The sequence below is a fragment of the Streptomyces sp. NPDC059994 genome (assembly GCF_042737755.1).
In the GTDB taxonomy this organism is placed as follows: Bacteria; Actinomycetota; Actinomycetes; order Streptomycetales; family Streptomycetaceae; genus Streptomyces.
In genome coordinates, this window is the sequence record NZ_JBHWUR010000008.1 from 73,012 (window position 1) to 87,086 (window position 14,075).

Sequence of the window (14,075 nt, forward strand, 5' to 3'; positions counted from 1 at the left end):
GGTGTGCAGTATTCGTACGGACGGAACGGTCGAGGAGGACCTGCGGTGAGCGAGACGAGCCCCAAGCTGCGCGCCGAGCTGGACGGCATCCCCACCTACAAGCCCGGCAGGCCCGCGGCCGCCGGCGGCCCGGTCGCGTACAAGCTGTCCTCCAACGAGAACCCGTACCCGCCGCTGCCGGGGGTGATGGAGCGCGTCGTCACCGCTGCCGGGAGCTTCAACCGCTACCCGGACATGGCGTGCACCGGTCTGATGAACGAGCTGGCCGACCGCTTCGGCGTGCCGCTCACCCACCTCGCCACCGGCACGGGCTCGGTCGGTGTCGCCCAGCAGCTGCTCCAGGCCACCTCCGGCCCCGGTGACGAGGTCATCTACGCCTGGCGCTCCTTCGAGGCGTACCCGATCATCACCCAGATCAGTGGAGCGACGTCCGTAAGGGTGCCGCTGACCTCGGGCGATGTGCACGACCTGGATGCCATGGCCGAGGCGATCACCGACCGGACCCGGCTGATCTTCGTCTGCAACCCGAACAACCCGACCGGCACCGTGGTCCGCCGGGCAGAGCTGGAACGATTCCTCGACCGGGTGCCGTCGGACGTGCTGGTGGTCCTGGACGAGGCGTACAAGGAGTTCGTCCGCGACGCCGACGTGCCGGACGGGCTGGAGATCTACCGCGACCGCCCGAACGTCGCGGTGCTGCGCACCTTCTCCAAGGCGTACGGGCTCGCCGGACTCCGGATCGGCTTCGCCGTCGCCCACGAGCCGGTGGCGGCGGCGCTGCGCAAGACGGCCGTCCCCTTCGGCGTCAGCCAGCTCGCCCAGGACGCGGCGGTTGCCTCCCTGCGCGCCGAGGACGAACTGCTCGGGCGTGTCGGCTCGTTGGTGGGCGAGCGCGCCCGGGTGTACGAGGGCCTTGTCGGCCAGGGCTGGACCGTGCCCGAGACGCAGGCGAACTTCGTCTGGCTGCGCCTCGGCGAGCGGACGGTCGAGTTCGCGCAGGCCTGTGAGGCGGCGGGCGTGGTGGTCCGGCCGTTCGCGGGCGAGGGCGTGCGGGTCACGATCGGTGAGACCGAGGCCAACGACCTCTTCCTGAAGGTGGCCGAAGGCTTCCGCAAGGCGAACTAGGGCCTCTGCGGCCCCCGAGCCCGGTCCGGGACGGCGCGGCCCAGGGCCTGTCCGGCGGATCAGGTCGGCCTCGGGCCCACCCCCTCGCGCGCGTCCGACTCCGGCGCAGGGGAGGCCGGGGTCCCGATGTAGACCTCCTCGCCGCAGGTGCGGGCGCTGAGGACGATCGGGAGTGCCCCCGCGAGCAGTGCGCTCGTGGGGGCCCGGGAGCTCACCCCATACGGACCCCGCACAGAGGTACCCCCCCTGAAGCTCACGGAAGCATGTGCGACATAATGCTTGTGAATGTGAACGCGTTCACAAGCGTGTCCCGCTTCATCCCGGAATCAGTGGGATCAGAGGGGCAAACCGCCGCTGTGATCACGGCGATGTAAGGAGATGACGTTGTGAATCTGGCTCTGGCGCCGGAAACGCTGGCGCGATGGCAGTTCGGCATCACCACCGTCTACCACTTCCTCTTCGTGCCGCTCACGATCTCGCTCGCCGCGCTCACGGCCGGGCTGCAGACCGCGTGGGTGCGGACCGAGAACCAGAAGTACCTCAAGGCGACGAAGTTCTGGGGCAAGCTCTTCCTGATCAACATCGCGATGGGCGTCGTCACCGGCATCGTCCAGGAGTTCCAGTTCGGCATGAACTGGTCCGACTACTCGCGGTTCGTGGGTGACATCTTCGGGGCCCCGCTCGCCTTCGAGGCGCTCATCGCCTTCTTCTTCGAGTCGACCTTCATCGGCTTGTGGATCTTCGGCTGGGACAAGCTGCCGAAAAAGATCCACCTCGCCTGCATCTGGATGGTCTCGATCGGCACCATCCTCTCCGCGTACTTCATCCTGGCCGCCAACTCCTGGATGCAGCATCCGGTCGGCTACAAGATCAACGAGGCCACCGGGCGCGCGGAGCTCACCGACTTCTGGCACGTGCTGACGCAGGACACCACGCTGGTCGTCGTCTTCCACACGCTCACCGCGGCCTTCCTCACCGGTGGCGCGTTCATGGTCGGCATCTCCGCCATCCATCTGCGCCGCAAGAAGCACATCCCGGTGATGCGCACCTCGCTCCGGCTCGGCCTGGTCACGCTCGTCGTGGGCGGACTGCTCACGGCCGTCAGCGGCGACCAGCTCGGCAAGGTCATGTTCAAGCAGCAGCCCATGAAGATGGCGGCGGCCGAGGCGCTGTGGGACGGCGAGAAGTCGGCGCCCTTCTCGATATTCGCCTACGGAGACGTGGCCGAGGGCCACAACAGCGTCGAGGTCTCGGTCCCGGGTGTGCTCTCCTTCCTCGCCGACAACAACTTCTCCTCGTACGTTCCCGGCATCAACGACGTGAACAAGCAGGAGCAGCAGAAGTACGGCCCCGGCGACTACCGGCCCAACATCCCGGTCACCTTCTGGGGCTTCCGCTGGATGATCGGTTTCGGCATGGCGTCCTTCGCCATCGGAGCCGTCGGCCTCTGGCTCACCCGCAAGAAGTTCCTGCTGGCACCCGGCCTCAGGACCGGTGACGACGAGGTGCCGCACCTGGTCCTCTTCCGGAACAAGGTGCTCGGCACCCGGCTGACCGGCTGGTACTGGTTCATCGCCATCTGGACGCTCGGCTTCCCGCTGATCGCCAACTCCTGGGGCTGGATCTTCACCGAGATGGGCCGCCAGCCCTGGGTCGTCTACGGCGTGCTGCGCACCCGTGACGCGGTCTCCCCCGGTGTCTCGCAGGGCGAGGTCCTGACCTCGATGATCGTCTTCACCCTGCTCTACGCCGTGCTCGCGGTGATCGAGGTGCGGCTGCTCGCGAAGTACGTCAAGGCCGGACCGCCCGAGCTCACCGAGTCCGACCTCAACCCGCCCACCAAGATCGGCGGGGACGACCGCGACCCCGACCGGCCGATGGCCTTCTCGTACTGAGGCTGAGGAGACAGAGGCATGGAACTCCACGACGTCTGGTTCGTACTCATCGCCGTCCTGTGGACCGGCTACTTCTTCCTGGAGGGCTTCGACTTCGGAGTCGGGATCCTCACGAAACTGCTGGCCCGCGACCGTACGGAGAAGCGGGTCCTGATCAACACGATCGGACCCGTCTGGGACGGCAACGAGGTGTGGCTGCTGACCGCGGGCGGTGCGACCTTCGCCGCCTTCCCCGAGTGGTACGCCACGCTCTTCTCCGGCTTCTATCTGCCGCTGCTGATCATCCTGGTCTGTCTGATCGTGCGCGGTGTGGCCTTCGAGTACCGGGCTAAGCGGCCCGAGGAGAAGTGGCAGCGCAACTGGGAGGAGGCCATCTTCTGGACCTCGCTGATCCCGGCGTTCCTGTGGGGCGTGGCCTTCGGCAACATCGTGCGCGGAGTGAAGATCGACGCGCACAAGGAGTACGTGGGCACCTTCTGGGACCTGTTCAATGCGTACGCGATTCTCGGCGGACTGGTGACGCTGTTCCTGTTCACCTTCCACGGCTCGGTCTTCACCTCTCTGAAGACCGTCGGTGAGATCCGCGAGCGGTCGCGGGCGCTGGCACTGAAGCTGGGCCTGGTCACGGCCGTACTGGCGCTTGTGTTCCTGATCTGGACGCAGGTCTCGCGCGGTGACACCAAGAGCCTGGTCGCGATGGTGATCGCGGTCGTCGCCCTGGTCGGGGCAGTCGGGGCGATCAAGGCCGGTCGCGAAGGCTGGTCGTTCGCCCTGTCGGGCATCACGATCGCGGCCGCCGTGGCGATGCTCTTCCTGACGCTCTTCCCGAACGTCATGCCGTCCTCGCTGCACGAGGAGTGGAACCTCACGGTCTCCAACGCCTCGTCGAGCCCGTACACGTTGAAGATCATGACCTGGTGTGCGGGTATCGCGACCCCGGTGGTGCTCCTCTACCAGGGCTGGACGTACTGGGTGTTCCGCAAGCGGATCGGCACACAGCACATCGCCGAGACGCACTGAGTCCGCACGGGGGGTGTGTTTCACGTGAAACACACCCCCTGATCCGTAGCCCCCTGACCCTTCGAGGGGATGTTTCACGTGAAACCGATCGACCCGCGACTGCTCCGATACGCCCGGGCCACCCGTCTCTTCCTCGCGACCGTCGTCGCCCTCGGCCTGGTCGGGGCGGGGCTGGTCGTCGCGCAGGCGATGCTCATCGCCGAAGTGGTGGTGGGGGCGTTCCAGGACGACCTCGGCGCCGGTGGGCTGCGGGCGCCCCTGCTGCTGCTCGGGGCGGTCGCGGTCGGGCGGGGGCTGGTGTCCTGGCTGACCGAGCTGGCCGCCCACCGGGCGAGCGCCGCGGTCAAGTCGGAGTTGCGGGGACGGCTTCTCGAACGGGCGGCCCTGCTGGGGCCCGAGTGGCTCAGCGGCCAGCGGACCGGCTCGCTGGTCGCGCTGGCCACCCGCGGGGTGGATGCGCTCGACGACTACTTCTCGCGCTATCTGCCGCAGTTGGGGCTCGCGGTGGTGGTGCCGGTGGCGGTGCTCGCCAGGATCGTCACCGAGGACTGGGTGTCGGCCGCGACCATCGTCGTCACCCTGCCGCTCATCCCGCTCTTCATGGCGCTGATCGGCTGGGCCACCCAGACGCAGACGGACCGCCAGTGGCGGCTCCTCTCCCGGCTGTCGGGGCACTTCCTGGACGTGGTCGCCGGGCTGCCGACGCTGAAGGTGTTCGGCCGGGCCAAGGCGCAGGCCGAGTCGATCCGGACGATCACCTCGGAGTACCGCCGGGCCACGCTGAAGACCCTGCGGATCGCGTTCCTGTCGTCGTTCGCCCTGGAGCTCCTCGCGACGCTGTCGGTGGCGCTGGTCGCCGTCGGCATCGGCATGCGCCTGGTCCACGGCGATCTGGACCTCTGCACCGGGCTGGTGATCCTGGTCCTCGCCCCGGAGGCGTATCTGCCGCTGCGGCAGGTCGGCGCGCAGTACCACGCGGCGGCGGAGGGGTTGTCGGCCGCCGAGGAGATCTTCGAGGTCCTGGAGACCCCGCTGCCCGAGGGAGGTACGGGCGTGGTGCCGACCGGTCCCGTACGGATCGAGGTCGACGGGGTGACGATTCGTCATGCAGGCCGCGCCGAACCGTCGTTGGCGGCCGCCTCCCTGGTGGTGGAGCCGGGCGAGACGGTGGCGCTGACCGGGCCGAGCGGTGTCGGGAAGTCGACGCTCCTGGGCGCGGTGCTGGGGTTCGTGGCGCCGGACGAGGGCCGGGTGCGGATCTCCGGCACCGATCTGGGGGTGCTCTCGCTGGAGCAGTGGCGCGAGCGGATCGCCTGGGTGCCGCAGCGGCCGCACCTGTTCGCCGGGACGATCGCGGAGAACGTACGCCTCGCACGGCCGGACGCGGACGACACGGCGGTACGGGACGCCCTGCGGGACGCGGGCGCCCTGGAGTTCGTGACGGCGCTGCCCGAGGGGCTTGGGACCGAACTGGGGGAGGACGGCGCCGGGCTCTCCGCCGGTCAGCGCCAACGGCTCGCGCTGGCGCGGGCGTTCCTCGCGGACCGGCCGGTCCTGCTGCTCGACGAGCCCACGGCGGCGCTGGACGGGGCGACCGAAGCGGGCATCGTCGACGCGGTACGGAGGCTGTCGGCGGGCCGCACCGTACTGCTGGTGGTCCACCGCCCCGCCCTGCTCGCGGTCGCGGACCGGGTGGTGGAGCTGCGGCCGGCCGGGGGCGGGGACGGCGGGGCGGTGGCGCGGGAGGCGGTGTACGGGGTCGGCGAAGCGGGTGCCGCGATGACTTCCCGTACTGACGTTCCCGTACCGGCTCAGGCCCTGGCTTCAGCTCCGGCCGTGGCTTCTGCATTGGCTTCTGCTTCGGACGGGCACGCCACCTCCCAGGACGTGCTCGCGCGGGTGCGCGGGGCGGCCGGGGGGCTGCGCGGGCGCCTCGCCCTGGCGTTGGTGCTGGGGGCGCTGGCGCTCGGGTCGGCCGTGGGGCTGATGGCCGTGTCCGGGTGGCTCATCTCGCGGGCCGCCGAGCAGCCGCCGGTGCTGTATCTGATGGTGGCCGTGACGGCGACCCGGGCGTTCGGCATCGGGCGGGCCGTGTTCCGGTACGCCGAGCGGCTGGTGTCCCACGACGCGGTGCTGCGGATGCTCGCCGAGGTGCGCGTCGCGGTGTACCGCAGGCTGGAGAGGATCGCCCCGGCCGGGCTGCTCTCCACCCGGCGCGGCGATCTGCTGTCCCGCCTGGTCTCGGATGTGGACGAACTCCAGGACTACTGGCTGCGCTGGGCGCTGCCCGCCGCCACCGCCGTGGTGGTCTCGGCGGCCGGTGCCGGGTTCACCGCCTGGCTGCTGCCCGAGGCCGGGGCGGTGCTCGCGATCGGGCTGCTGGTCGCCGGGGTGGCCGTGCCGATGGTCAGCGGCGCGTGCGCACGTCGGGCCGAGCGCCAACTGGCGCCCGCGCGCGGTCTGCTGGCCACCCGGGTGGCCGATCTGCTCACCGGAACGGGCGAGTTGACGGTGGCGGGCGCGCTCGGCCGCCGTAGCCGGGAGGCGAAGGACGCCGACTCGGCGCTCACGCGGATCGCGTCGCGGGCCGCTGCCGCCACCGCGCTCGGCGGTGGCCTCTCCGCGCTGACCTGCGGACTGACCGTGGCAGCCGCCGCCCTCGTAGGGGTTCAGGCGGTCGCCGACGGGCGCCTGGACGGGGTACGGCTCGCCGTAGTGGTCCTGGTGCCGCTCGCCGCCTTCGAGGCCGTCAACGGGCTGCCGCTCGCCGTACAGGCCCGCCAGCGGGTCAGGCGCAGCGCCGAGCGGGTGTACGAGGTGCTCGACGCACCCGTGCCGGTACGGGAGCCGGAGCACCCGGCCACCGCACCCGCGTCGCCCTTCCCCCTGGAGGTGCGGGGGCTTGCCGCCCGCTACGACGGGCAGAGCCGGGACGCGCTGAGTGACTTCACGCTGACGCTCACCCCGGGCCGGCGCGTCGCCGTCGTCGGGACCTCCGGGTCCGGCAAGACCACCCTCGCCCAGGTGTTGCTGCGCTTCCTGGACGCGCGCGAGGGCACGTACCGGATCGGCGGGAAGGACGCGGCGGGGCTTGCGGGCGATGACGTCCGCCGCCTCGTGGGGCTCTGTGCCCAGGACGCCCACATCTTCGACAGCTCCGTACGAGAGAACCTGCGGCTGGCCCGTACCGGCGCGGACGAGGACGCGCTGCGGGACGCGTTGGCCGCGGCCCGGCTGCTCGACTGGGTGGACGGGCTGCCCGACGGCCTCGACACCCTCGTCGGGGAGCACGGCGCCCGGCTCTCGGGCGGCCAGCGCCAGCGGCTCGCGCTGGCCCGAGCGATCCTGGCCGACTTCCCGGTACTGGTCCTGGACGAGCCCGCCGAACATCTGGACCTGGCGACGGCCGACGCGCTCACGGCGGATCTGCTGCGAGTGACGGAGGGCCGGACGACCGTGCTGATCACCCACCGGCTGCGTGGCCTGGACGCTGTGGACGAGGTGGTGGTGCTGGCCGAGGGCCGGGTCGTGCAGCGCGGGACGTACGACGAACTCGCCTTGGTCGACGGGGAGCTGCGGCGGATGCTGGAGCGTGAGCGTGACAGCGACCTCCTCCAGCCGGCCCGCCCGGCTTGAGGCGGGTTCCGTGCCGGGGCTCCGCTCTGCGGGGCCCCGGCTGTCGCGATCCCCGCCCGGCCTTCCCGTCTGCGCCCTGGCCCTTCGAGGTTCTGCCCCCCTGCTGCCCGCCAGGACCGACTTTCCTCGCCAATTGGGACTTACTAGGCTCAAGGGCATGTCAGTGCCGGATCCGAAGGACCCCCAGGACACCGAGGACCGTGACGCGCTCGAAGCGGCGACCCTGGCCACCCGAAGCCTCCAGGGTCTGTCCACCGAGCTCACCGCGCGCCTGCCGCGGCTGCTTGAGGCGATGCGTTCCGTCGGTACCGGCCTGGAGCTGCACTCCACGCTCGACCGGATCTGCGAGACCGCCGCCGAGCTGGCCGACGCCCGGTACGCGGCGATCGGGGTCGTCGACGAGACGGGCACGGGACTCTCCGACTTCGTGACGTACGGCGTCACGTTCGAGGAGGCCGCCGCCATCGGCCGACGCCCGGACGGTCACCGGGGGCTGCTCGGCCGGCTGATCCACCACCCCGAGCCGCTGCGGCTCGGAGACCTCTCCGCAGACCCGCGCTCGGCTGGATTCCCCGCGCACCACCCACCGATGCGGACCTTCCTCGGAGTTCCCATCCGGGTGCAGGGCGAGGTCTTCGGGAACCTCTATCTCACTGAGAAGAGCGGCGGGGCCGAGTTCAACGACTACGACCTGCACATGGTGCGGGTGCTGGCCACCGAGGCGGGGATCGCGATCGGCAACGCCCGGCTGTACGAGGCGGCGCGCCAGCGGGAGCGGTGGATCGACGGATCGGTCGCCGTCACCACCGCGCTGCTCTCGGGCGGCGACGCGGACGACGCCCTGGAGGTCGTCGCCGAGCAGGCCCGGCACCTCGCGGACTCCGCCGCCGGAATCGTGCTGCTGCCCGCCGAGGAGGGCGGCCTTGAGATCGTCGCCGTCTCCTCCGACGAACCAGGCTCGGTGCTGGGCGTGGTGATTCCCCCGGAGAGCCCGGTCGTCGCCACACTTCTGGACGGCGAGGCGGTCTTCATGGACGACGCGGCGACCGACGCCCGGATGATCACCAAACTCGCGGAGCGGTACGGGCCGAGCATGATGCTGCCGCTGCACAGCGGCGGCCGGGTGCTGGGCGCTCTCGCCACCCCGCGTGCGCGGGGAGGCCGCCCGTTCACCGAGGCGGAGCGGACGCTGGCCACGCAGTTCGCCTCACAGGCGGCGCTCGCGCTGATGATGGCGGAGGCGCAGCGGGACCGGGAGCGGCTCGCCGTGTACGAGGACCGCGACCGCATCGCCCGGGACCTCCACGACCTGGTCATCCAGCGGCTGTTCGCCACCGGGATGATGCTGGAGGGTGCCCAGCGCAAGTCGGTCGTGCCCGAGGTGCAGCGGGGCGTCGGCAAGGCCGTCGACGAGCTGGACGTGACGATCCAGGAGATCCGCACGGCGATCTTCGCGCTCCAGCAGGGGCCGGCTGAGGTGCCGTCCGGGCTGCGCACCCGGGTGCTGCGGGAGATCAACATGGCGGCGGTGCCGCTCGGCTTCACGCCCGCGCACCGCTTCGTCGGCCCGGTCGACGCCCTCGTCGGTGAGCTGACCGGCAAAAACCTCATCGCGGCCCTGCGCGAGGCACTGTCCAACGCCTTCCGGCACGCCGAGGCCTCGCGTATCGAGGTCGTCGTGGACGCCACCGTCCAGCTCCCGGACGGGAGTCAGGGCGTGCGGCTCATCGTCGCGGACAACGGGGTCGGCATCCCCGAGGGCGGCCGCCGCAGCGGGCTGCGCAATCTGGGGCGGCGTGCGGAGGCGCTGGGCGGGTCCAGTACGTACGGGCCCGGGACCGGGGAGGACGGCGGCGGGACGGCAGTGGTGTGGGAGGCCCCGCTTTAGGGGGCAGGCCGCGAGCCCGCTGAACCCCGACCGCCACCGCGCGGGCCGCCTCGACCCCGTATCTGTACGCCACTTGGGGGGAGCGGCCCCCGGGTGAGAGGTGTGTTTCACGTGAAACACACTCCGGCCGCGCGACGATCCGGGCATGCGTCTCGGACACCTGTGCAGGGCTCTCATGCTGGTCCTGTGCGTCCTCGCCGGGCCGCTCACTTCCGCCGCCACGGCCGCCGACGACCCCGATGTGCCCCGTACGAGCCTGGCCATGGCACGGCGTTATCTGAACGCCGCCCATGTGACCGCCGCGTATGAGCAGGGCAGAGGTGCGGCCGAGGCCCAGCGGGCGAAGGCGGAGTGGCTCGACCGGGTTCTCGCTGACCGGCGGCGCGATCTCGCACGGCTCCATGACGACATGGGCCGGGTGGCCCGTGCCCAGTACCGGACCGGCGGGAACATCGCCTACACCGCACAGCTGCTGCTCGCCGACGACCCTGAGGAGCTGATGCGCGGTCAGAGGCTGTCCTGGCAGGCCGACATGGACGTGGCCAGGCTCTATGGGAAGGCGCGGCGCGCAGAAGGGCGGCTCACAACGGCCCAGCGGCGGGCACAGGACGCCTGGCATGAGCTCGCGGACCGCAGGGGCCAGCTGGAGGGCATCAAGAAGTCCATCGCAGCGCGCCTGGAGGAGGCGCGCCGGGAGCTCCAGGGCGAGGCCGACCGGAGCGTGGCGGCGGGCCGGTGCCGTGGCGCCGTACGCCTTGAGGAGTCGCCGGGCTCACGCCCCGCGAGTGCGTGGACGGCGCCCGTGGAGACGCACCGCCTGTCGGCGGGCTTCGACAGCGCGGGCGAGCGCTGGGCCAAGCGCCACACCGGCCAGGACTTCGCGGTGGACATCGGCACGCCGGTACGGGCGGTCGGCGCGGGCCGGGTCGTCTCCGTCTCGTGCGGCGGCGGCTTCGGGATCGAGATCGTCGTCGGGCACCCCGGCGGCTACTACTCGCAGTACGCGCATCTCGCGGCGGTCACCGTGGACCAGGGCGACCGGGTGAGCACCGGCCAGTGGATCGGTCAGGCGGGCACCACCGGCAACTCGACCGGCCCGCACCTCCACTTCGAGATCCGGCTCACCCCCGAGATGGGCTCGGCTGTCGATCCGGTGCCGTGGCTGAGCGAGCGCGGGGTGACGCTGCACAGCAGCGCCGCCGAGCCGGAACCGGACGGCCCGTGACGCCGGCTGTGCCGCTGAAGGACGCGCGCGTTGCGGGAGTGCGGCTCAGAGGGAGGCGAGGATCCGCTCGATGACGACCGCCACGCCGTCGTCGTTGTTGGCGACCGTGTGACCCGAGGCGGCGGCCACGACGTCCGGGTGGGCGTTGCCCATGGCGTACGAGGTGCCCGCCCAGGTGAGCATCTCGACGTCGTTGGGCATGTCGCCGAAGGCGACGACCTCGGCAGGGGTGATGCCGCGCTCGGCGCAGCACAGTTCGAGTGTGGACGCCTTGGAGACGCCCGGGCCGCTGATCTCAAGGAGCGCGGTCGGACTGGACCGGGTGATCTCGGCGCGCGCCCCCACGGCCTTGCGGGCCAGCGCGAGGAAGTCGTCGGGCGGCAGCTCGGGGTGGTGGGCGAGCACCTTGAGGATGGGCTCGCCGCCCGTGTCGGCGCCCTCGGCCAGCAGCTTCTCGGCGGGCGCGATGCTGCTGGCGGCATCCATCAGCATCGGCGGATAGGACAGTTCGTGGTGGAGCCCGCCGGTCTGCTCGACGGCGAAGGACGTGCCCGGGACGGCGGCGCGCAGGATCTCGACGACGTCCAGGGCGGCCGCACGCTCCAACGGGCGGACCTTGACGAACCGGTGCTCGCCGACGCCGTCATGCAGATCGACGACGGCCGCGCCGTTGCCGCAGATCGCCAGGCCGTGGCCGTGGACGTGCTCGCTGACGACGTCCATCCAGCGGGCGGGGCGGCCGGTGACGAAGAAGACCTCGATACCCGCCTCCTCGGCGGCCGCGAGCGCCGCGACCGTACGCTCCGAGACGGACTTGTCGTCGCGCAGCAACGTGCCATCCAGGTCGGTCGCGATGAGCCGGGGGACGACAGGGGCGGGGTGTTCGGCGGGGAGGGGCTCGGTAGCTGAGGTCACAGATCCCATTCTCCCGTACACCGGTGCACGGGCGTGCGAGGGAGCGCACATGTGAGTACGCACGCTGGGGCGTGCGGGGCGCAGGGGGCGCATGAGGCGCCGGGCTCTGGCCGGCCTCTGCTGGCCCTGGTGCGACACTCTGGCCACCCCTGCCAGCCTGCCTTGCTGCCTGGCGCACCCGCGGCGAGGCCGGCGGGCCCCCCGGCACCACCGGGCCGAGGCCAGTGAGACGCCAGGGGCGACGGTGGGAGGCCGGGAGTGTCAGAGGCAGCCGTTAGTGTCGTAGGTATGCGTCTGAGCACTGTGATTCTTCCGGTACGCCGCTGGCACGACGGCGGTCGCGACGAGTGGCTGCGAGCCGAGGAGCTGGGCTTCCACACCGCGTACACCTACGACCACCTGTCCTGGCGGACGTTCCGCGAAGGGCCGTGGTTCGGCGCGGTGCCGACGCTGACCGCCGCTGCTGCCGCCACGTCGCGGATGCGGCTCGGCACGCTGGTCACCTCGCCGAACTTCAGGCACCCGGTGACCCTCGCCAAGGACCTGATAACGCTCGACGACGTCTCGAACGGCCGGATCACGCTCGGGATCGGGGCCGGTGGCAACGGCTTCGACGCCACCGCGCTCGGCCAGCAGGCGTGGACGCCGCGCGAGCGGGCCGACCGCTTCGCCGAGTTCGTGCCGCTGCTCGACCGGCTCCTGACCGAGGACTCGGTGACGTCCGAGGGCACCTTCTACTCGGCGGTCGAGGCGCGCAACATCCCCGGCTGTGTGCAGCGGCCGCGGCTGCCGTTCGCCGTGGCGGCCACCGGTCCGCGCGGGCTGAAGCTGGCTGCGCGGCACGGGCAGGCGTGGGTGACCACGGGCGACCCGAAGCTCTTCGAGTCGGGCACGCCCGACCAGTCGGTCGAGGCGATCCGCGGCCAGATCAAGAAGCTCGGCGAGGCCTGCGCCGACATCGGCCGTGATGTGGACGAACTGGACAAGATCCTGCTCACCGGCTTCACGCCGGAGCCCGGGCGGGTGCTGGAGTCGCTCGACTCCTTCGTGGACTTCGCGGGCAGGCACTTCGAGCTCGGTGTGACGGAGATCGTTCTGCACGCGCCGATCCCTGACTCGGGCTTCGCCGCAGACCGGAAGGTGTTCGAGCAGATCGCCACGGAGGGGCTGGCGCAACTGCGCTGACGCGGCGGGGGCACTGGCGATGCCCCCGTTCCCCGCCCTGCCGCCGCTCCCGGGCCCGTAGGGCCTGCGCGGCTCAGCTCTTGGCGCGTACGCGTCCGCCCAGCCAGGGCGTGAGCGTGCCGCCGAGGACGAGTTCCTTGTACGTCTCGTCGCCTGGCAGCGGCACCACCAGCCACCACCCCGGCGGGAAGAAGCGGCCCTTGACGTACGCCAGGTCGCCGTAGACCGAGCGGAGGAACGCGGGAACCGCGTCGCGCGGCACGTCGTTGAACTCCACACCGTCGACGGTGATCTTCGCGTCGTCCTCCGTGAAGAGCTGCACGGTGACGGCGGGAGAGCCGCCGAGCTCGACGAACGCCTCGTGCGGAAGCGAACCGTCCGGGTCCAGGACGGCGAACGCCCCGGCCGAGCTGCGGCGCGAGGAGCGGTCGGCGCCTATGTCGTGGGTGACCTCGACGGCGAGGTGGTGCGCGCGGGCGACCTCGCGGATCGCGGCGACGGCGCTCTCGGTGCTGGGCAGACGCGGATATGCCATGCCGCCGATCATCCCATCGGAGAGCACGACCCGACCCGGCAGCGGGCCTCACTCGGCAGCGGACCTCACTCCGGAAGGCGCAGGTACTTCGGCGGTACGGAGTCGGTGAGCCACACCCCGTTCGCGCTGATGTGGAAGACATGCCCGTCCCGCCGCATCGCCGCGGCGTCCACGCTCAGGACGACGGGGCGGCCGCGCCGGGCACCGACCCGGGTCGCCGTCTCGCGGTCGGCGGAGAGGTGTACATGGTGGCGGCCCATGGGCCGCAGCCCCTCGGCCCGGATCGCGTCCAGGCTGGGGGCAACGGTGCCGTGGTAGAGGTACGCGGGCGGCTCGGCGGCCGGCAGGCCCAGGTCGACGGCGACGGTGTGGCCCTGACTGGCCCGGATCCGGTCGCCCTCGATCGCGAACCGGCGCTTGTCGTTGACGGCGACGACATGGTCGAGCTCGGCACGGGTGAGGGGGAAGCGGTGCGCGGCAGCCGCCCGCAGCAAGGTGCCGATCTCGACCCAGCCGTGCGGGTCGAGGGTCAGCCCGATGCGTTCGGGCTGGTGGCGCAGGTGTTTCGACAGGTATTTGGACACCTTCACGGTGCGTCTGTCGTCCGGTGTTTCGGTCATGCCGCCAGGGTGCCGGGCAGGGACCGTCCCG

10 protein-coding genes are annotated in these 14,075 nt (G+C 71.4%); 7 read left to right on the plus strand and 3 right to left on the minus strand.

The genetic code is table 11. From position 1 onward, the window contains the following. Positions 1–45: 45 nt before the first annotated feature. The 6 genes from hisC (at position 46) to ACFWA7_RS07265 (ending at position 10,789) form a co-directional block, all read left to right on the plus strand. Positions 46–1,125, plus strand: coding sequence for a histidinol-phosphate transaminase (gene hisC / locus ACFWA7_RS07240; protein WP_385536207.1), 1,080 nt, complete (start codon positions 46–48; stop codon positions 1,123–1,125). 386 nt (positions 1,126–1,511) lie between these two features. Further along, positions 1,512–3,020, plus strand: a complete 1,509-nt coding sequence (locus ACFWA7_RS07245; protein ID WP_385821511.1) for a cytochrome ubiquinol oxidase subunit I — start codon at positions 1,512–1,514, stop codon at positions 3,018–3,020. An 18-nt stretch (positions 3,021–3,038) separates the two neighbouring features. Beyond that, the gene (gene cydB, locus ACFWA7_RS07250) at positions 3,039–4,040 is read left to right on the plus strand and encodes a cytochrome d ubiquinol oxidase subunit II (RefSeq protein ID WP_385821513.1); all 1,002 of its coding nucleotides are present in this window, start codon (positions 3,039–3,041) and stop codon (positions 4,038–4,040) included. 78 nt (positions 4,041–4,118) lie between these two features. Beyond that, complete coding sequence (gene cydD, locus ACFWA7_RS07255) at positions 4,119–7,676, plus strand: thiol reductant ABC exporter subunit CydD (RefSeq protein ID WP_385821515.1); 3,558 nt, start codon at positions 4,119–4,121, stop codon at positions 7,674–7,676. Between the two features lie 157 nt (positions 7,677–7,833). Next, complete coding sequence (locus tag ACFWA7_RS07260) at positions 7,834–9,564, plus strand: GAF domain-containing sensor histidine kinase (protein ID WP_385536217.1); 1,731 nt, start codon at positions 7,834–7,836, stop codon at positions 9,562–9,564. Positions 9,565–9,709: 145 nt separating this feature from the next. After that, a complete protein-coding gene (locus tag ACFWA7_RS07265) occupies positions 9,710–10,789 on the plus strand; it encodes a peptidoglycan DD-metalloendopeptidase family protein (RefSeq protein WP_385821517.1) in 1,080 nt (359 codons plus the stop codon). Positions 10,790–10,834: 45 nt separating this feature from the next. Here ACFWA7_RS07265 and ACFWA7_RS07270 read toward each other — a convergent pair whose 3' ends face one another. Continuing rightward, positions 10,835–11,713: a Cof-type HAD-IIB family hydrolase gene (locus tag ACFWA7_RS07270; protein WP_385536221.1), complete on the minus strand. Its 879-nt coding sequence runs from the start codon at positions 11,711–11,713 to the stop codon at positions 10,835–10,837. A gap of 279 nt (positions 11,714–11,992) precedes the next feature. Here ACFWA7_RS07270 and ACFWA7_RS07275 point away from each other — a divergent pair, with 279 nt between their 5' ends. After that, entirely contained in the window at positions 11,993–12,889 is an 897-nt protein-coding gene (locus ACFWA7_RS07275) for an LLM class flavin-dependent oxidoreductase (protein ID WP_385536223.1), read from the plus strand. A 73-nt stretch (positions 12,890–12,962) separates the two neighbouring features. Here ACFWA7_RS07275 and ACFWA7_RS07280 read toward each other — a convergent pair whose 3' ends face one another. Both ACFWA7_RS07280 and ACFWA7_RS07285 read right to left on the minus strand, forming a co-directional pair. Further along, positions 12,963–13,424 carry a hypothetical protein gene (locus tag ACFWA7_RS07280; RefSeq protein ID WP_385821519.1) on the minus strand — a complete coding sequence of 154 codons (462 nt, stop codon included), beginning with the start codon at positions 13,422–13,424 and terminating at the stop codon, positions 12,963–12,965. 65 nt (positions 13,425–13,489) lie between these two features. Beyond that, positions 13,490–14,044 carry an RNA 2'-phosphotransferase gene (locus ACFWA7_RS07285; RefSeq protein ID WP_385821521.1) on the minus strand — a complete coding sequence of 185 codons (555 nt, stop codon included), beginning with the start codon at positions 14,042–14,044 and terminating at the stop codon, positions 13,490–13,492. Positions 14,045–14,075 lie beyond the last annotated feature (31 nt).